The organism is Christensenella sp. (assembly GCF_034927525.1).
Lineage (GTDB): Bacteria > Bacillota > Clostridia > Christensenellales > Christensenellaceae > Christensenella.
The window spans coordinates 1-18,189 of the sequence record NZ_JAYFPU010000205.1; the positions used below are offsets into that span (position 1 = coordinate 1).

Here is an 18,189-nt window from a genome sequence, read left to right on the forward strand (position 1 = left end):
CGTTCCGGCCATTTTCAAGCACAGAACGCAAGATGTATTTTCGTATTATTGTGTTTTTTTTTGAATTTTTCTTTTTCATTGTCATTTTACTCTAATACAAAATAAAAAGCAAGATTTTTCAGAAATAATATTTTTATTTTCTACAGGCATGAAAATACATTTGTTTTGCACCGCACACATATATATCAATTTTTTTGCGTGGTGTTTCTTTCCGGCCATATTTTCCGGACTGTTCATATCATAAAATAGATATAAGTAATTTTTTGCACACAAAGAAACACTAATAATAATTATGGAGACAACATATGACGATTTCACTCGACACTTTAAAAGAAAAAGTAGGCACTTATCTCGATACGTTTGATCAAAGAGACATTTCTCCCTCCACCTTTACGCTTTATACGCGCAATCTGGCGCACATGCTGTATTTTTTTGAACACACCTTGAAAAAGCAAGCTGTCAGCCCGGGAGATATGATTGCATTCAAAGAATATGTCGTGCAAAGCTATAAAAACATGACGGCCATCAATATGCTGGGCACAGCGAACCGGTTTTTCCGTTTTATCCGTGCGGAGGATTTCTGCGTGGACAACATCAAAAAAGAAGAACCTGATTGCCCTCCGGATATCCTTACAAAGGAAGAATACCGCAAGCTGCTTGCGGTTGCTGCCCGCGAGGACAGTAAGCTTTACTACATCATTCGCACCTTTGCATGCACAGGCATCAACTACAGCGACCTTGAATTCATCACTGTCGAAGCTGTACACGAAGGTTATGCGCGTGCGCACCGCAGGGACAAACACTGGACGATCATCATTTCCCGCAACCTGCAAAAGGTACTGCTGCAATATTGCGCAGAAAACAGTATCCGCAATGGAATTATCTTCAACGGGCGGGGAAACAACAAGATCATCGACCGCGGCTATATCTGCCGCCAACTCAAGGTGCTCGGCTCTATGGTGCATATTCAGGAACAAAAACTCACGACACGCGGTCTTCGCCTTTATTTTTCCCGTACTTTTTTGGAAAGCGAAAAAGATGTTATGGAGCTAAACGAGCTCCTCGGCAACAAGGTATATTCCAGCCAGCAGTTACTCCCCAGCAGGAGCATCGAGGAAAAAAGCCGTGCGCTTGCCCGGCTGGAACTTTAATAGGCCTCCACAATATTTGTTATACTCTTACATTATTATGAAAAAAGAACGGACTCCGTTCTTTTTTCATTTCAGGCGCAAAAACCGTTGCTTTTGCATTTCGCTTATGATATTATATTGCAAGACAATTTAATCAGATGGCGGCGTAGCTCAGTTGGCTAGAGTACTCGGTTCATACCCGATTGGTCGGTGGTTCGAATCCACTCGCCGCTACCAAAATGAAAACCTATACGTTAGTATAGGTTTTTTATTTTAGTCGGATGAGAGAATCGAACCACCGGTGGTTCATGCAAGTACGAGCCTTAGGCGAAGTGCGCGCTATCCACTCGCCGCTACCATTCAAAATGCATCCTTGGATGCGTTTTTGCTTTTGTTAAGCGGTTATTCTGCTATATGCGTTAGTCTCAAAATCAAGGTGATGGTGGTCGTAGCATATACGCATGTCATTAACTAAATAGTATAATCCATAAGGTTGCTCCAAGCAGACTGTGACAAAGTAAAAGCTGCATAATGCTTTTTTACTTCTCTATCGTACTTATCCAACTCGTTGCTAAGCTGCATATACCTTGGATCGTCAAAATAGCTGCATAACTTTGGCAATGTTTCTTTTAGTTTTGCCCGCATCTCTTCGATCAGTTCGGTATAGCGATTTCTTTGTGTAATGTATAATAGCAGGGGTTTATAACGTACCCATCCAACACAAGTGTTATAAAATCGGGTTTCAATCTTCTTCGTATTCATGGAGACATGATGTAATTTTTGCGGAAGCACACCTTTCAGCATGGTCGCATATAGGGAAAATCCATCGTGAAATGTATAGCAAGGCACACGAAGAACTCTTCTATCCGCAATGCATGTGCTTAAAAAAGTATCTTCCCCACGCGCGCCAGGTGGATTGTAAAAAGGTTTTGTCTGGTTGGGGCTCCTAAGATTGATACACAGGTTTGACCCGGTGATGAACTTTGTTCCCACTGATAATGCTACATCCACTGCAGGTGAAGCAATAATATCTGCATCTGCATATTTGATACTTCCATTTACCATAATCGCTTTAATGTTTTCCCAATTGATTATGTCGTTACTGATCGCTTCAATAAATTTACGGAAATCATTTTCTGTCATAATATCATTAAAAGCCATGTTTGGAATTGATGAAATATAGCCGCAATGGTATCCGTTTGTAATATATGTATCGTCTATATATTTTAGGTGCGTTCTCAGTACTTGTTGTCCTGTCCAGCTTTCGATATCGTTTTCTTTTTGTACGGCAAGAGGGTATTCATCATCGTCCAAAAAAAGCAAGGTATCCATGTTTTGCTTTATTGCTGTATACAGAATAGCATTCCGTTTGCCCGCATATCCCCTCTCAAAAAGAATAACCGATTCATTTTTGGTCAGAACACCCTTTTTCATTAAAAAACGTACATCCGTTTGAATCGATGTGCGGCTTATAAAGTGTATTTCCTTTAGCATTTCACGAAGCTCAATATTTATATTCGTGTAGTCACTTCGCTTGGTATTATTATAATCAAGATCATATGCCACAAACAAGCTTAGCTCAATCGACTCATTCACAGCTAATACATGGCTTCCCCAGCATTTCATGTATGTGGTTAGCACATCTCGAAAGCTTTTTCTTCCGGTGATAAAACCAATTCCTACTTTTCTTGTTTTTATTTTCATTTATAGTAAACGCTTTCCCCCTTACCTTTTTTCTCAATGGTAATGGTCTGCTTAAGTATAGCACACATCTGCCGGAAATACTTTCAAGCAACATTGCAAATATATGAGATCATGCTTGACAATATATATTGTCGCATTATCAATTTTAAGTTAAACGCTACTATCGACCGTTGAAAAACCTTTGTTTAATGACTTTTCTAATGTAGTTCCTTTAGAAACACCCTTACCAATTGCTTCTATAGGAATTGAGTAATCATTCCAAAGGAGAAATTTTTATTTTGCGGTATAATTATGCTATGTTCCTGTGTAATCATTAAATTAGAATTTGTCTTTTTATTAGATAAGTAAAAGATGCCAAAAACAATTTGCTGAACTTTACTTCTTCTTTGCCAGTATACCCAACAGCATATCACGGCTATAAAGCTTGAATGTTAATATGCGTTGCTTGTTGCAACGGGCAGATTCTCATACAATAGTGATAACGGCTGAAAGGAAGGTGGTTATCCATAATGTTAAACGAAAACATTAAAGCAATCAGAAAATCGAAAGGACTTTCGCAAGAAGAACTTGCTGTCAAACTGAATGTGGTGCGACAAACGATCTCTAAATGGGAACAAGGATTGTCGGTTCCTGATTCTGAAATATTAATATCTATATCGGAAGTGCTTGAAACACCCGTAAGCACTTTACTTGGAGAAGCGATTGTTGAGGCAAAAGCTGATGACTTAAAAGCAATTTCCGAAAAACTGGAGATTATTAACTTACAGCTTGCACAAAGGCAAACCACAAGACGAAAAACACTTCATTGGCTACTTATCTCATTGTGTGCGGTCATAGTACTAATTTCTGCGGTCTTAATCGTATTAAATAGTCCTTACTTAGATTGGGATTATAGTGCCCCTGAAACCAGCGTTGTCGGAGTAGCTTTTCACGCATTTGAATGGCTGTTTGTCAGATTAGCACCGATTATTCTTATAGGAGCAATCGTTGGAATTTTCTTAACACGAAAAAAAGTATAAAACTGCTCTGATTTTGGGTACGGCTCAGACCTTTCTCAAAATTCCTGCTTATCTCTCGTGGTTTTACAAGAAAATGTGTAGTAACTGTATGCTTGTTAGGTTCTTACAGTCCCAAATCTGCAATAACATCTTTTACGCTTTGTATTTTGTTAATTCGATCAGGATTGGTGCTACAAAACAAAAGTCCATTTTCGGTGTCACCATTTGCGGATTTTATTAGAACTTCTGAAATGCAGTATTTTGCAGTGCTGGGGTCACAGGCCTTCAAACAATTGTAGCAATTTGTAATTTTTTCAGAGCCATTCATCATTCTCTCTACAAATGAATTTCGCAGCACACGAGCGGGCATTCCAACTGGGCTATCAATGATTGTCAAGTCAGCTTTTGTTGCAAGGATGTATGCGTTTTTATAGTTTTCGTTCGCATCGCACTCATCTGTTACAATAAACCTCGTTCCAACTTGAACTCCATCAGCACCCAAAGACATCGCATGACTTACATCCACCGAATCAAAAACACCTCCTGCAACAAAGACAGGGATGCTCTTTTGATATATTTCTTCATAGGTCTTTTTGAGTTCAATCACCTTTTTAACATCATCCTCAAAAATCTTATTGATTTCATCTAAATGATCCAAGCTATTACGGTTGTACCCTTGATGTCCACCAGAATACGGACTTTCAACAATCAAAAAATCGGCTGTGGATTGATGCTTTTTATGCCAAAGATTCAGCAACACTTTAGCAGCTTTGAAGGAAGACAAAACGGGAGCAATTTTAACATCCGTGCCTTTTGCCAAAGCAGGCAGTTCCAACGGTAACCCAGCACCTGAAATAATTGCATCAATACCGGCACCAATTGCTGTTTTCACATAATCCTCGTATAGCTGTGTTACAGACATAATATTTACGGCAACTACGCCATTGCCCTGTGCGAGTTCTTTTGCTCTTTTAATTTCCACAGGTAGTGTTTTCAAGTTTGTTTCTTCTGGTTGCTCTCTAAAACGCGGATCGCCATATCCTATCTGTGCAGTGGAAATAACCCCCATACCACCCTCGTGTGCAACTGCTCCTGCCAGCCTGGAACAACTAATGCCAACCCCCATACCGCCTTGAATTATGGCTTTCTTTAAGACTAAGTTTCCAATATGTACTTCGCTCATCGTTTCTCCTTATGTTTTAAGGCCATACCGCACCTGCTCGGTCGGCTATTGCCGTCTCGCAATCCCCCCTGAACCTTTATCATCCCCAATTGATTATATCACGCTTAATGTTTCATATCCTACTTTCTTAGTTAAACGCCTCTATCAACCGTTTAAAAAACTATATCCCTTCCCCAAATACCAGACTGTAATAGTCCGTATCCAACATCATCTGCGACCACTGAAATTTATCCCCAACAATTTGCTGGATAGATTCGATATATCCTTCTTCTATCGCCTGTCCGTCTACGGGCACTACTTCGCCACTATCCGAATCAAAGCTTACCTTATCTGTAACAAAGCTTCGGTTTCCAAAAATCGCCAGCGGCTCTGCGTCCGAGAAGATGTCCCTGCCCATCAGCAGCCGCGAATCGTACGGCAGGCCAAACAGGTTTGACAGCGTAGGTAAAATATCGAGCGAGCAACAGACCTTGTCCACCTTTGTCGGTTCCATGTTTGGCGTATACAACAAAAACGTGTTTTTTGCATATTCAAAATCCATATCCACCGGGTGCCCCAAAAATTCACTGATCTCCTCCGGCGCAAGGCCATACGGCGGATGATCCGGGCTCAGCGCGATCACCGTCTTATCGGCAACGTCCGCCTCCTCAAGCCGCTCAAGCAAAAGCTGCAGCGCACGATCAAGCTCTATGTTGCACGCAAGATATGCCTTCGCGCCCTCCGAAATCGGTACATTTTTCACGAGCTCCCGATTCTTTTTCGACATCTCATTGCCGTCAAAATTGTAGGCCATATGCCCGCTCACTGTCATATAATACGCATGGAACGGTTGACCCGTCAGGTAATCTTTGGTAGAAAGATCGATCATCTCAAGGTCGGATTCCGGCCATGTCTGCGTTACCTCCAGACCGTTTCCAAGCCCTTTATACGTATATCCCATGTTGGGATGCGAAAGATCGCGGTTGTAATAGTCATAGGTATTGTTATGGTACGCAAACGTATTGTACCCCAGCGCCGAAAACTGGTTGCCCAGCGCAAACGGCAGCTCGTTTTCCCACTTTCCTGAAAGATACATACTCCACACGCCCCGCTTGGGGACCAGTCCAAGGCAGTTGACGTATTCGCCGTCCGAGGTGCTCACTTCCCATTCCGGGCAATAGAAATTGGTGAACTGGAATCCTTCATTGTACATCTTATAAAGGGTGGGCGTCAGCTCCTCGTCGATCGCGTACGGCGCAAATGCCTCTGCTGTGATCGTGATCAGATTGTATCCCTCGAATTTTCCGGTATATTCGTTCTCCCGCGTAGGCTGCACATTCGCAAAATATTCGTGCATCGCGCGTGTTTGCTCGTCCGGCGCGTTTTGGATCAGCGCATCAAAATCGATATTCAGCACCTGCTCTGTATATTCCTTGGGTTTCGTTTCTTCTGCCGCCGCGGGCACATCCGTGGTGCTTTCAAGCTTGTCTTCGGGATATACAAGCGGGGGTGTCTCTTTTGGCGGCGCAGAAGGAGCAGTGCCCTGTACTTCCGGCTCTCCAAAAAAATGCCGCTGGGCGTTCAGCCGGAACGTCGTAAAAATCCCCAGATGCTGTACCGACTGGTTAAGCGATGAATTGCTGGTATAGTATTCATACGGTGAAAAATATCCTGTGCCAAACGCGGGCAGCATTACCCTGCCGCCAAAATGCAGCGCGATCGCAGCCACAAGAAGAAGCAGTGCGCCACGTATATTGCGTGTACGCCACAGCTTACGCGCAAAGATCACATACAGCACAAACGGAACGAACATCAACAACACAAACGGCCATTTAACGCTGAGCGTCGCCCATATATTCCCGCCGAATCCCAGTGCCTCCATCCCGTTGATGATAGAGAATACCGTCAAATAGGTACTGAACATAAAGTAATAAAACATCTGTATGACATACAGCGCGTACATCAGCGCTAAAAATACGATCGAAAGAATCTTCCCGCCTTTTGGCGGCAAAAGCATACAGATCGCCGTAAGAAGCGCGGCAAGCGAGGCGCCAAACAGTGCAATAAATAGAAGCCCTGCTCCAAAATACGGCACGCCCTGCAATATCCGTACCATTGATTCAAAATAGAAAACGGAACAAAAAAACCATAAAAACAGCTTTAATTGATCTTTTTCAAAAAATTTATTCTTCATTCAGTATTATTATAGAGCATTGTGCACAAAAATGTAACTATTTTACCTGTTTGACTTTTGTCCCTGTCCTCTTTTCTTCCCAGCGTTTTTATGCTATATTTAGAATGATATTTTTTGATAGAAAACAAGAGGTTGAATATGATAGTAACGGACGAACAAAAGCAAAGGATACAGGCTGCGGAAAAGATGCTTGGCGAAGCAACAGCCTCGCTCGATCTTCCTGCTTTGAAGGAAGAACTCGCAGTGCTGACCGCCAAAATGGAAGACCCGGATTTCTGGAACGACATAGAGACCGCCAACAAGATCACCCGGCAGGAAAAACCCTTAAAGGCAAAGATCACGCTGTGTGAAAAGCTTTATGCTGCGCTGGAAGACTTGAAAGTCCTCGTGGATATGGCACAAGAGGAGCAGGATGACGAGCTTCTTTCTGAGCTCAATGCAGAACTTACCGACTTCGAAAAAAACGTGACGGATTTCCACCTCCAGACGCTTCTTTCGGGCACATATGACGCAAATAATGCGATCATCTCGCTGCACGCGGGCGCAGGCGGCACAGAAGCGCAGGACTGGACACAAATGCTCATGCGTATGTATACGCGCTGGGCAGAGCGCCATGGCTACGATGTGCGTATCTTAGACACACTCGACGGCGACGATGCGGGCATCAAAAGCGTCACCATGCTCATTTCAGGCGACAACGCTTACGGTTATCTGCGCAACGAAAAGGGCGTACACCGCCTGGTGCGCATTTCCCCGTTTGACTCCAATGCGCGCAGGCATACTTCCTTTGCCTCGCTCGATGTAACGCCGGAGATCGACGATGCGGACAACGACATCGAGGTAAGCCCTGACGATATCCGCGTGGACACCTATCGTTCCTCCGGAGCGGGCGGACAGCACGTCAACAAAACATCGTCCGCGATCCGCATCACGCACTTCCCGACGGGCATCGTTGTGCAGTGCCAGAACGAGCGTTCGCAGTTGCAAAACCGCGAGACCGCGATGCGTATGCTAAAATCCAAGCTGGCGGAAAAACGCGAGGAAGAACGTATGGCGCATCTGGCGGAGATCAAAGGCGACCAGAAAAAGATCGAATGGGGCAGCCAGATCCGCTCGTATGTCTTTTGCCCGTATACGATGGCAAAAGACCACCGAACAAACGTGGAGGTCGGAAACATCAACGCTGTGATGGACGGCGATATTGACGAATTCATCAAGGCCTGTTTGATACAGGGATTCTAAAATATAACCAGATCAAAAAGACGGATGATGGTATCATCCGTCTTTTTTAATGTTGCGGTCGCCTGTACGGGGTATGTAAAAAATGATTGTATTCATGAAAGGAGATTCACCATGAATTTAAAAATCAGTGTATTTTTTCGCGCCATCCCACTTTTGATGGGTGCTATCTGTCTCGCATTCGGGCTTTATGTCCGGGAGATGGGCGTGGGCGACGGATATATCATTGCAGGCAACGTACTTATTTCGCTCACCGCCATCTGCATCGCCCTGTTTGCAACAGCTGCAACCATCATCCGCCAAATCATCAAGCGTTACACAAAGGCCGATAAGGTATTCTATCCAATCCTTGGTTATGCTGCCGGTATCATTACATTTATTTGCGGCATTATGCTCTTTACATCAGGCGGTTCATCCGCGGACTTCGTATCCGGCAACGTTGTATCCGGCGTAGGGCTTATCGCGTGCTGTGTCGCTACCGTGGCCATTTCGTCCGGAAAGTTTTCCAAAATCACTGAAAACTCATCCGTTCTTACCTATGGTCAGCCTGTTAAGGACGGTTACTCAAAACAAACCTACGCCATCTATTTCAGCATTCCCATCATCTGCACCATGATTGCTCTGATCCGTGGCATTATACTGCTTGCGGGCGGCAGTACGCCATCCCTTGTAGCTGGACATGTCATGATCGGGCTGGGGCTGATATGCGCCTGTCTGATCGCCCTTGTGGCTACAATCCTGCGGCAGATACAAAACAAATTTGGCAATGCAGAACGCTGGAAATGGAGCATTTTTGTCGCGGTCCTCGGTACGACATGCCTTATCTGGGGTATCCTGCTTATGATCCCTTACAGCGCGGCTATGGTCGCGCCGGGATTTGTGCTCATTGGGCTTGGCCTGATCTGCTACAGCATTTCGAGCAAGGTTCTTCTTCTTGCTTCCGTATGGCGGCGCAGCGCTCCTCTTGGTAAGCGCATTCCTATGATTCCCGTTATGACGGCCTTATCCTGTCTGTTTTTAGCTGCGTTTCTTTTCGAGGCTTCTTATACAAACCCGAGCTTTTTTGTTCCTGCCCATATTATAGTCGGTCTCGGTGCGGTATGTTTTACGCTGTTTGCCATCGTTTCAATCCTGGAATCGGGCACTGCCAAGTCGTCCTGACATCTTTGCAATCAAAAACGGCATGGAGTCCACGCCGTTTTTTGTACAATGACATACTCTTTATTTTGCGACCGGGAAATAAATTTCCGTTACCAGATCGTCTTCCGCTACCTCGTGCGGATTGTTGAGATACTTTTCATACGGGTCGCCGATGATGCCGTAACCGTTGTCCTCGATCCATTTGACGATCGCGCCGTACGTTTCCCCAAGGTTTGTGTACGAGCCCAGATGTGCCGCCATCGCGCACTGCCCGCCGGGAATTGTCCGCGACACCTCGCTTTTATGGGGCACGATCGCGCCGACCTCCGCATCCGTATGCTCCGGGTCAAATTCCTCTCCATGATACATTGCGATCACGCCGCCACGGCAGCTAAGTCCATTCTTCGCAATCTTCTTCATCGCCCGGCCAAACAGCTTGTCAAAATCTTTGATCGCGATCACGTCACGCACGCTAACGAGCTCAAACGGCTTTGTATCTATCAGTTTCACTTCCTGCGTTCCTTTATTCATAATATCCATTCCTTTCTTAAGCAAATCCATGTCCTCCCGCATTTTTGCGAGGGTGCTTTGCCGATGTACGATATCGTTTTTTCGTTCTTCATACTTGACGGCAAACCGCGCCGCCACCATGTTGGAATCCGCTTGCAAAAGCTCCGCCGTCTCTTCGAGCGTAAATCCGTAGTCCTTACATTTCAGGATAAAAAACATATCGCGGAACTGCGACGCTTCGTAATAACGATATCCTGTCGTAGTGGCGCAGCGTTTTGGTCGTGACCTGACACAGCGCAGAAAATTCTCCTATCGTAAACATCAGCTTCGTCCTTTCGTTTATTAGAACCGGTTCATAAGTCTAGTATAAGCGTTGCCCTAACGGTAAGGTCAAGTGCTTTTTTTAAAAAGTTTTTTGCAATAAAAAAGACGCCTTGCGGCATCCTTTATCTGTTCATTTTTTGCAGGGCATGTCTGGCTTTTTCATAGTCGTATTTGTGTACGTACACGTAATACCCGTTTTTTCTGTCAGATGCGCATTTGACCTGACAGCTGGAGAGTGCCTTTTTCAGTTTTAAGAAAAACTGTTCGTCGCTGCCCATCCAGATTTCTTTACGATTCCACGGCATCATGTTGCATTCTTCCTCCTTATGCCACACAGCATTTTTCTACGCCTACCATATCATACTCCTGCCCAAGAAGATAAGCAAGAGATATTTGTATTAAAAAAGGAACGTTTTTCAAACGTTCCTTTCCTGCTTATTTTTCAATTATTGAACATATCCCAGCGTATGCAGGATCCGGTACGCTTCCCTGTAATCGTTGTCATGAACGTAAAGGTACCGCACTTCCCTGTTCCCGCATGTGCGGTCGTGATATACCACGCTGTAATCGCACAAAATCCGGTTTTTCCCGAGTAGCCTTCTTGCCTCCGAAAACATTTCAGTCGAGAGTGTCTTCATGACCTCATGCCGTCTTAGAGAAACCATAACTTTTTCTTCCTCCGTTGTTTATTCGGTATCTGTTTGCGTCACGCTCTTTCGCGCATCGCTTAAGGCCATTATAGGGTCAACTTTTTGTTTTGCCAATAGCCCCGGCAGCTTTTTAATACCGCCTTTATACCAAACGGAGAAACCTTATACGGTTTTTATGTTCAGTCGTCTTTGCCGCAGCAGTTCTTATATTTTTTGCCGCTGCCGCAAGGGCACGGCTCGTTCCTGCCCACTTTCTTTTCTACGCGCACAGGCATTTGCGCCTCGCCCGTGCTGCCGTTTGCGCTGGCCTGCACATTTCTTTGCCCCGATGCGATGGGGTTACCGTCCTCGTCCACGTTCGCCCGCGCATTGCTCACTTCTTTTTGCTCGACCTTGCTTTCCACTTTGATATGGGAGAGCATATATACTGTTTCTTCGCGGATGGCGTCAACCATCGCGTCGAACATATCAAACCCTTCGATGCGGTATTCATTGATCGGATCGCGCTGCCCTAAGGCGCGCAGGCCGATGCCGCGGCGGAACTGATCCATCGCGTCGATATGATCCATCCACTTGGAGTCTACCACGCGCAACAGCACCATGCGCTCCACGTCGCGCATATTGAAGCCCGCGCCGTCCATTTCCCGTTCCTTTTGCGCGTATGCCTCGTTCACCGCGTCCATGAGCTCCTGACGCAGTACAGCAGCCTCTGCCGTCTCTTTCTCGTCGTCGCTGTAGCGTTTCACCTTCAGGGCAAATACGCGCTCAAAATAGGCGTACAGATCGTCCCAGTCCCATTCCTCGGAATACTTCCCTTTGGGGCAGTATACACCGATCGCCATATCTACGAGCGTTTCCACCATGCTTGTGATATTGCCCGTGATATCGTCACCCATCAACACCTGCTTGCGCTGACCGTAAATGACCTCACGCTGCTTGTTCATGACATCGTCATAATCAAGCACGTGCTTTCTTAAATTAAAGTTGTTGCTCTCGATGCGTTTTTGTGCCGTTTCGATTTGCTTGGTCAGCATGCCGAACTCGAGCGGCATATCGTCCTCGTCTCCGGCAAGGCGTTCCATCATAGCCTTGATCCGGTCGCCGCCGAACAGACGCATCAGATCGTCTTCGAGCGCGATGAAGAATTTGGAAGAACCCGGGTCTCCCTGCCGTCCGCTTCGACCACGTAGCTGGTTATCGATACGGCGGGATTCGTGCCGTTCCGTACCGATGATCGCAAGGCCGCCGAGCGCAATGACTTCTTCATGCTCCGCGTCTGTAATTTTCTTGTATTTCGCAAGCAGCTCCGTATATTTTTCGCGCGCCGCAAGGATTTCCGGATCGTCCGTCACCGCATGGCTGACCGCATTCTCGATCATCTCATCTTCCATGCCGTCCGTACGCATTTCGTTTCTGGCAAGGTAATCGGGATTACCGCCAAGGATGATATCCGTACCACGGCCTGCCATGTTTGTCGCGATGGTGACCGCGTTTTTCTTACCGGCCTGTGCCACGATCTGCGCCTCGCGCAAATGGTTCTTGGCATTGAGCAGCTCATGCTTGATCCCGCGCCTTACAAGCAGGGAGGATAGATATTCATTGTCCGCAACCGAAACCGTACCCACAAGGATCGGTCGTCCCGTCTCGTGGACTGCCGCGATCTCGTCCGCGACCGCGTTGAACTTTCCTTTTTTCGTTCCATAGATCGCGTCGTTCAAGTCCTTACGCACCATCGGGCGGTGTGTGGGGATCTCCACGACCTGTAAATTATAAATGCTCTGGAATTCGTCTTCTTCCGTCTTTGCCGTACCCGTCATACCCGAAAGCCTGTTGTACATACGGAAAAAGTTCTGGAACGTGATGGTCGCAAGCGTTTTTGACTCACGCTCTACCTTCACGCCTTCCTTGGCCTCGATCGCCTGGTGCAGCCCGTCCGAATAGCGGCGGCCGATCATCAGTCGTCCTGTAAATTCATCGACGATCACGACTTCCTTGTCGTCCGTCACCACATACTCGCGGTCGCGGATAAAGAGGCGGTGCGCTTTTAAAGCCTGGTTGATATGATGCACGGTCTCTGTGTTCTCGATATCCGTCAGGTTGTCAAGCTTGAAAAACTGCTCCGCTTTTTTGACACCGTCTTCCGTTAGGTTGATGGCCTTAATTTTTTCGTCGACTTCGTAGTCGTCCTCTTCCTTCAGCCTGCTGACAAACTTGTCCGCCTGCTGGTAAAGGTCGGTACCCTTATCGCCCTGCCCGGAAATGATGAGCGGCGTACGCGCTTCATCGACCAAAATACTATCCACTTCATCGACGACTGCAAAATTCAGTTCGCGCTGTACAAGGTCGCTCTTGCGAATGACCATATTATCCCTTAGGTAATCGAACCCAAGCTCATTGTTTGTCGAATAGGTAATGTCACAGGCATATGCCTTTTGTTTTTGCGCTTTATCGAGCTCGCGCGTCACAAGCCCAACTGTATAGCCTAAATAGCGGAACACCTTGCCCATCCACTCGCTGTCGCGCTTGGCTAAGTATTCGTTGACCGTGACGATGTGCACGCCCTTGCCGGAAATCGCGTTCAGCACTGCCGGAAGCGTCGCTACCAGCGTTTTACCTTCACCTGTCTTCATCTCCGCGATGTTGCCCTGGTGAAGGACGATGCCACCTAATACCTGCGCATAAAAATGCTTCATCCCCAGCACACGCCAGCTGGCCTCGCGCACCTGCGCAAAAACATCGGGCAAAAGAGCGTCCAGAGATTCCCCCGCCTGATGACGCTTTTTGAATTTTTCCGTCATCGCAACGAGTTCGTCGTCGCTCATTTCCTCATAAACCGACGAGAGCGCCTCTACCTTGTCTGCTAATTTCTTGACCGGACGCAGCGCCGAATTTGAAAACAGTCCCATAAATATTGTAACCTTCTCTCTTTATATACAGTCATTATTATTAAACCAATTCCTTACATTTTATCAAAGTTACCATATGAAGTAAATCGAATCGATTCAAAATCTACAAAAAGTTTATAAATACATTGTGCTTTGTTTGTGGTTTCTTTATAATAATGCTAACGAAATCTGTGGTGAAGGATTCGTGTCCGTGGTTGCAAGCCGATGCCAGTCGCAGGCAAAGCGGTCCACGTAAGCACGTTTTCGTGTGAGCATAGTGCGGCTAGACGTAAGACCGTCCTTCCAAAAAGGAAGAGAGGAGTAAGAGTGGCGTAATGCTGCGGGGCTCCCGGGCGGCGAATGTGGGGGAAAAGACCAGGTCGGGCGAATCTTTTGCCGCAGATTTTGCTTTTTTAAAGGAAACCAGCAAGGTCATGCAGAATATCTTAAATACTATCAAACGGAAGGGGCGAACTACATGAATATCAATATTTCCGGCAAAAACATCAATGTTTCCAATTATTTACGCGACATCGTAAATAAGAAAGCAGGCAAGCTGGAACGCTACTTCAAGCCAGATACGGAAATGCAGGTGACGCTGTCCATCGAGAAATCCCGCCACATTGCGGAGGTCACGATCGTATGCGACGGTGTTGTACTGCGGGGTGAAGAAGCGACCGGCGATATGTATTCGTCGATCGACGCTGTACTCAAAAAACTCGAACGGCAAATGCGCAAGCACCGCACCAAGCTGGAGCGCAGGCTGCACGAATCGGCCTTTGACGAGGAAACCGTATACGACTACTACGAAGACGATTTCGAGGAAGACGAACCGCAGCTCGTACGCAAAAAGAAATTTGCGCTGCGTCCGATGGATGTGGAAGACGCGATCATGCAGATGGATCTTCTGGGGCATAACTTCTTTGTTTTCCGCAATATGCACAACAACGAGGTCAACGTCCTTTACAAGCGCACAGACGGAAACTATGGGCTCATCGAGCCGCAGTAATGAAAAACAAACAATAAAAAAGAGGGGGCTGTATTCAGTAGAATACAGCCCCTCTTTTATGATCGCAGCACGATAATACAGTATATTCCAAAGCTTCTTTCCTATTTTCGCTTCTACTCCCCAAGCAGCGGCTCCAAAATTTCAAGTGACACTGTTACAATGTTATAAGCATCCTTAATAAATCCTGCTCCATCATCTTCGATCGCATTTGAAAGTTCATATTCGTTGGTATTACTGTACCACACGGTAAATGTACAATCTAGCATCGGATATTCGTCGTTTAAAAACTGCAATATTCCCAAATATTCACTAGATCCCGCACCTAATGGATCAATGCCATCCCGCGTTTTCATTTCATCAATCAATTGCTTGATTTTTCCTTTATCACGCGTTGAAAACAAAAGCTGCATCTCAGTTTTTTCTTTAAATGTATCCTGATAATCGTCTTCTCCTTTATAAAATCTAATCTCATTTATTGTTTGCTCGTCCACCGGCGGCAATTCAATCGAAGCGCGGCGGTAAAGTTCGCTGTATATCCCCGTCCCCCACTGCGTATCCAACTGCAAAAAATCCCTGTTCGGGTCATCTCTCAACGCGCTCAGTGTCGCACCCCCCATATAGTTGCCATACCCAATGACTTCTCCCACCGCTTTTGCCCGCCACGGCGTTGAATTTCTATGTGTATACAATTCCCCTTCTATCACGATATCCGCCCATCTGCTATCCTTCTCAGCTCCAAGTTCCTGATAAACAGGCTTTCCCTTATATGTATCGAATATCAAATTCGGACGCCCAAAATCGATCACGCCCATGCCGCTCAACACCACCAGCACGAGGATCGCCGCTGCGATCCACCCTGCAATCGTCCCCGCTATGATAAGCCCTTTACGCGTTTTTTGTTTCATTGGCATTCTCCTTTAATTGATTTCAACTCCGTTATATGTATTATTGTACAAATAACCGCGAGATTTTTTCCAATACCCTTTATCCTTTCCATACATCTGCTCCTCCCATTCGTTGTAACGCCAAATCTGTCCGCTGTCTCCATTCACACGGTACATGTTCGCAACGCCCGGCATCATGCCTACTATCCTATCTCCATTGGAGAATTCATCAACGATGCCTCCTCCATTGCTCGGATGACTATGAATAAACGAAACACCGGTCACAGGGATTCCCGCCTCGGATGTTACCAAACCCGCAAATTTGAGGTACTGCTCCACCACAGGGACGATCACGTTGCTTGCGCCTCCTTCAATCGCGGGCAGCAACAGCGTTCTCTCCGCTACATATACCTTGCCTGTCGGGTCGGTCTGCGGTACTTTTACCGTCACCATCATCGCCGCATATTCGTTTGTAGCCCAATCCGGCTTGTTCTTGGCGATTCCCGCAAACGCCTTTGCCGCATCTTCTTCGCTCAAATAAACAGCTTCGCCGATCCCCTTAATGTCAGGATTTGTCTCCACACCGCTTATTTTCGCACTGATCTCGTTTAGCTTATCCGCGGTACTGCCCGACGTTGCATACCACACCCGAACGTCTTCATCTGACCAATCTTTATATTGATAAATAGGCGTTCCATCGGGCTTTTCACCTTTGTTAAGCGCGCCCTTGAGCGCTTTTTCCGCCTCTCCGATCATCGGAGCAAGCGCCGAACTTACCGGATCGTTTTTTAATTTCTCCCAATCCGTATATTGCGTCTTATTATTCGCTTCGTTGGAAATCGTCCCCTCTGTCTTTGGCTTTGGCTGCGGAGGCTCTGCCGATGGTTGTGGGTCATATTCCTGTGTCCAGTCGATCTCGCTTGTCTTTTGCACAGGCTGCGGCGGTTTTGATAACTGCGGCCCATTTTTTTGTATCTCGTCCAACTGTCCTTCAAAGCCATCCAACATTGCCGCGTTCACACCGTGGATTGTTTCATCCGGATGTGCTTTCAAATAGTCACGTATCCCTTCCGTCGTTACGGGCAATGCGTTCGCTTTCAGCTCCTGCGTTGCCTGCGGCGGATCGCTCACCATCGCCGACATCGGCTGCGCAATCCCCTTACTATCTATAGATGCGCTGCCGTCCGCTTTTATTCCATTACCTGTATTATACACCATTCCCGCGCTCTTTACGGTATCTTTTTGTACAGGCGGCGCTACCGTTTGTATCGCGTCTGCCGTGTTTCTTTCTTTCCTCAATTCCTGAATCCGCGCATCTAGCTTGTACGCAAACCTCTCGCTTTGCTGCTTCATGAATTCTTCCTTCAGTTCCTTATCACCCCACAGCCCCTGCAAAAACGGGTCGGCAAGATCGCCGTCCGAACGTTCGCCCTTTTCCCCAGTCCTTCCGACGGCTTGGCCTTACCCGTTAACAGCTTATCTGCATAATCACCGATCATACCTTGAAACGCCTTTGTCCTGCCATCCTTATATTCCTCCTCCCATCTGTCGCGGTTCAGCTCCATCAAAAATGGGTCGCCCGTATCCCCCTTGTGCGCAAGTACCTTGTCCATCAGTATCCTTGTGTATGTCTTACCCTGCGGCTGTGGAACATCTGCCTTAACCGCTTCCTGCTTTTGCGTCTGCCGCCGCTGCGGGGTTGGCTGCTCTTTATCCCGCCACTTGTTCCCATACACCGCCTCCGCGTATGTCTGCGTACCCGGATTGCCTTGCGCAAACTTGCGTGCTTCTTCCTCTCGCTTTTTTTGCTCTTCCGCGCGTTTCTGTTCCTCTTCCCGCTTGCGCTGTGCTTCTTCCTCTCGTTTCCTGCGTTCTTCCTCCTGCCTGCGCAGCTCCTCCTCACGCTTCCTACGCGCTTCTTCCGCCTGTCGTTTGCGTTCTTCCTCTCGTTTCTTTTTTGCCCACTCATCCATCTGGTTTTTGTACTGACTGTTTTCCATCTTCTTTTTCCTTTCTTTTTCGCACAAAAAAAGAACGCGGTCATGCGTTCTTCCTTTGCATATTTTTCTACAATACCATCATACCACTCCCATAGTGGACATTGCCTGACGCCGCGCGGACATTTGCGGACATTGCGCCCACAATCGACCGCACGCTTTATCTGTTTTATTCTCGAAATTCCCGGGAATAAGTAAACACCATGACCGACGCGCCCGCCTCTTTTAAAGGCCGCATCGCCTCGCTCACCGTCACTCCCGTCGTATAGATATCGTCGATGAGCAAAATACTTTTCCCCGCTATGTCCGCACCATCTGCGAGTGCGAACGCGCCTTTGATATTTTCCCTTCGCTGCCGGGCGC

At 46.7% G+C, this 18,189-nt stretch carries 17 protein-coding genes and 1 tRNA gene; 6 read left to right on the plus strand and 12 right to left on the minus strand.

Translation table 11 applies throughout. From position 1 onward, the window contains the following. Positions 1 to 305 precede the first annotated feature (305 nt). Together VB081_RS08275 and VB081_RS08280 are read left to right on the plus strand one after the other, a co-directional pair. Positions 306 to 1,151 carry a site-specific integrase gene (locus VB081_RS08275; RefSeq protein ID WP_323400350.1) on the plus strand — a complete coding sequence of 282 codons (846 nt, stop codon included), beginning with the start codon at positions 306 to 308 and terminating at the stop codon, positions 1,149 to 1,151. A gap of 139 nt (positions 1,152 to 1,290) precedes the next feature. Further along, a tRNA-Met gene (locus VB081_RS08280) sits at positions 1,291 to 1,367 on the plus strand. A 234-nt stretch (positions 1,368 to 1,601) separates the two neighbouring features. Here the strand turns inward: VB081_RS08280 and VB081_RS08285 are convergent. Then, positions 1,602 to 2,834 carry a hypothetical protein gene (locus tag VB081_RS08285; protein ID WP_323400351.1) on the minus strand — a complete coding sequence of 411 codons (1,233 nt, stop codon included), beginning with the start codon at positions 2,832 to 2,834 and terminating at the stop codon, positions 1,602 to 1,604. A gap of 509 nt (positions 2,835 to 3,343) precedes the next feature. On the opposite strand from VB081_RS08285, the gene VB081_RS08290 reads away from it, so the two are divergent. Continuing rightward, positions 3,344 to 3,853: a helix-turn-helix domain-containing protein gene (locus VB081_RS08290; RefSeq protein WP_323400352.1), complete on the plus strand. Its 510-nt coding sequence runs from the start codon at positions 3,344 to 3,346 to the stop codon at positions 3,851 to 3,853. Positions 3,854 to 3,956: 103 nt separating this feature from the next. Here the strand turns inward: VB081_RS08290 and VB081_RS08295 are convergent, their stop codons facing one another. Both VB081_RS08295 and VB081_RS08300 read right to left on the minus strand, forming a co-directional pair. Beyond that, entirely contained in the window at positions 3,957 to 5,015 is a 1,059-nt protein-coding gene (locus VB081_RS08295) for an NAD(P)H-dependent flavin oxidoreductase (protein ID WP_323400353.1), read from the minus strand. Between the two features lie 160 nt (positions 5,016 to 5,175). Beyond that, the gene (locus VB081_RS08300) at positions 5,176 to 7,188 is read right to left on the minus strand and encodes an LTA synthase family protein (RefSeq protein ID WP_323400354.1); all 2,013 of its coding nucleotides are present in this window, start codon (positions 7,186 to 7,188) and stop codon (positions 5,176 to 5,178) included. A gap of 138 nt (positions 7,189 to 7,326) precedes the next feature. On the opposite strand from VB081_RS08300, the gene prfB reads away from it, so the two are divergent. Both prfB and VB081_RS08310 read left to right on the plus strand, forming a co-directional pair. After that, complete coding sequence (gene prfB / locus VB081_RS08305) at positions 7,327 to 8,430, plus strand: peptide chain release factor 2 (protein WP_323400355.1); 1,104 nt, start codon at positions 7,327 to 7,329, stop codon at positions 8,428 to 8,430. A 111-nt stretch (positions 8,431 to 8,541) separates the two neighbouring features. After that, positions 8,542 to 9,588, plus strand: a complete 1,047-nt coding sequence (locus VB081_RS08310; RefSeq protein ID WP_323400356.1) for a DUF2776 family protein — start codon at positions 8,542 to 8,544, stop codon at positions 9,586 to 9,588. A gap of 60 nt (positions 9,589 to 9,648) precedes the next feature. Here VB081_RS08310 and VB081_RS08315 read toward each other — a convergent pair whose 3' ends face one another. The 5 genes from VB081_RS08315 to secA all read right to left on the minus strand — a co-directional run bounded on the left by VB081_RS08315 (position 9,649) and on the right by secA (position 13,957). After that, complete coding sequence (locus VB081_RS08315) at positions 9,649 to 10,296, minus strand: GyrI-like domain-containing protein (RefSeq protein ID WP_323400357.1); 648 nt, start codon at positions 10,294 to 10,296, stop codon at positions 9,649 to 9,651. Continuing rightward, complete coding sequence (locus VB081_RS15015; protein ID WP_442872716.1) at positions 10,274 to 10,399, minus strand: MerR family DNA-binding transcriptional regulator; 126 nt, start codon at positions 10,397 to 10,399, stop codon at positions 10,274 to 10,276. The genes VB081_RS08315 and VB081_RS15015 overlap by 23 nt, the downstream gene beginning before the upstream one ends. Positions 10,400 to 10,523: 124 nt before the next feature. Continuing rightward, positions 10,524 to 10,709, minus strand: coding sequence for a hypothetical protein (locus VB081_RS08320; protein ID WP_323400358.1), 186 nt, complete (start codon positions 10,707 to 10,709; stop codon positions 10,524 to 10,526). Between the two features lie 138 nt (positions 10,710 to 10,847). Beyond that, a complete protein-coding gene (locus tag VB081_RS08325) occupies positions 10,848 to 11,066 on the minus strand; it encodes a hypothetical protein (RefSeq protein ID WP_323400359.1) in 219 nt (72 codons plus the stop codon). 164 nt (positions 11,067 to 11,230) lie between these two features. Next, entirely contained in the window at positions 11,231 to 13,957 is a 2,727-nt protein-coding gene (gene secA / locus VB081_RS08330) for a preprotein translocase subunit SecA (protein WP_323400360.1), read from the minus strand. A 457-nt stretch (positions 13,958 to 14,414) separates the two neighbouring features. Here secA and hpf point away from each other — a divergent pair, with 457 nt between their 5' ends. Beyond that, positions 14,415 to 14,945 carry a ribosome hibernation-promoting factor, HPF/YfiA family gene (gene hpf, locus VB081_RS08335; protein ID WP_323400361.1) on the plus strand — a complete coding sequence of 177 codons (531 nt, stop codon included), beginning with the start codon at positions 14,415 to 14,417 and terminating at the stop codon, positions 14,943 to 14,945. A 113-nt stretch (positions 14,946 to 15,058) separates the two neighbouring features. On the opposite strand, the gene VB081_RS08340 is transcribed toward hpf, so the two are convergent. From VB081_RS08340 to VB081_RS08355, 4 genes are all read right to left on the minus strand, one after another. After that, entirely contained in the window at positions 15,059 to 15,850 is a 792-nt protein-coding gene (locus VB081_RS08340) for a hypothetical protein (protein WP_323400362.1), read from the minus strand. A 12-nt stretch (positions 15,851 to 15,862) separates the two neighbouring features. Beyond that, on the minus strand, positions 15,863 to 17,182 hold the full coding sequence (locus VB081_RS08345; RefSeq protein WP_323400363.1) for a hypothetical protein: 1,320 nt from the start codon (positions 17,180 to 17,182) through the stop codon (positions 15,863 to 15,865). Positions 17,183 to 17,193: 11 nt separating this feature from the next. Continuing rightward, positions 17,194 to 17,829, minus strand: a complete 636-nt coding sequence (locus VB081_RS08350; protein WP_323400364.1) for a hypothetical protein — start codon at positions 17,827 to 17,829, stop codon at positions 17,194 to 17,196. A 166-nt stretch (positions 17,830 to 17,995) separates the two neighbouring features. Then, the coding region (locus tag VB081_RS08355; protein ID WP_323400365.1) for a ComF family protein at positions 17,996 to 18,189 on the minus strand (194 nt) is incomplete at its 5' end.

Bases quoted from the DNA above. Each gene is read 5' to 3' on its own strand.
- VB081_RS08310 (WP_323400356.1), top strand. From the start codon at position 8,542: ATGAATTTAAAAATCAGTGTATTTTTTCGCGCCATCCCACTTTTGATG.
- VB081_RS15015 (WP_442872716.1), bottom strand. From the start codon at position 10,399: ATGTTTACGATAGGAGAATTTTCTGCGCTGTGTCAGGTCACGACCAAA.
- VB081_RS08350 (WP_323400364.1), bottom strand. From the start codon at position 17,829: ATGGAAAACAGTCAGTACAAAAACCAGATGGATGAGTGGGCAAAAAAG.
- VB081_RS08320 (WP_323400358.1), bottom strand. From the start codon at position 10,709: ATGATGCCGTGGAATCGTAAAGAAATCTGGATGGGCAGCGACGAACAG.
- prfB (WP_323400355.1), top strand. From the start codon at position 7,327: ATGATAGTAACGGACGAACAAAAGCAAAGGATACAGGCTGCGGAAAAG.
- VB081_RS08325 (WP_323400359.1), bottom strand. From the start codon at position 11,066: ATGGTTTCTCTAAGACGGCATGAGGTCATGAAGACACTCTCGACTGAA.
- VB081_RS08300 (WP_323400354.1), bottom strand. From the start codon at position 7,188: ATGAAGAATAAATTTTTTGAAAAAGATCAATTAAAGCTGTTTTTATGG.
- VB081_RS08285 (WP_323400351.1), bottom strand. From the start codon at position 2,834: ATGAAAATAAAAACAAGAAAAGTAGGAATTGGTTTTATCACCGGAAGA.
- VB081_RS08315 (WP_323400357.1), bottom strand. From the start codon at position 10,296: ATGTTTTTTATCCTGAAATGTAAGGACTACGGATTTACGCTCGAAGAG.
- VB081_RS08275 (WP_323400350.1), top strand. From the start codon at position 306: ATGACGATTTCACTCGACACTTTAAAAGAAAAAGTAGGCACTTATCTC.
- VB081_RS08340 (WP_323400362.1), bottom strand. From the start codon at position 15,850: ATGAAACAAAAAACGCGTAAAGGGCTTATCATAGCGGGGACGATTGCA.
- secA (WP_323400360.1), bottom strand. From the start codon at position 13,957: ATGGGACTGTTTTCAAATTCGGCGCTGCGTCCGGTCAAGAAATTAGCA.
- VB081_RS08295 (WP_323400353.1), bottom strand. From the start codon at position 5,015: ATGAGCGAAGTACATATTGGAAACTTAGTCTTAAAGAAAGCCATAATT.
- VB081_RS08290 (WP_323400352.1), top strand. From the start codon at position 3,344: ATGTTAAACGAAAACATTAAAGCAATCAGAAAATCGAAAGGACTTTCG.
- VB081_RS08345 (WP_323400363.1), bottom strand. From the start codon at position 17,182: ATGAAGCAGCAAAGCGAGAGGTTTGCGTACAAGCTAGATGCGCGGATT.
- hpf (WP_323400361.1), top strand. From the start codon at position 14,415: ATGAATATCAATATTTCCGGCAAAAACATCAATGTTTCCAATTATTTA.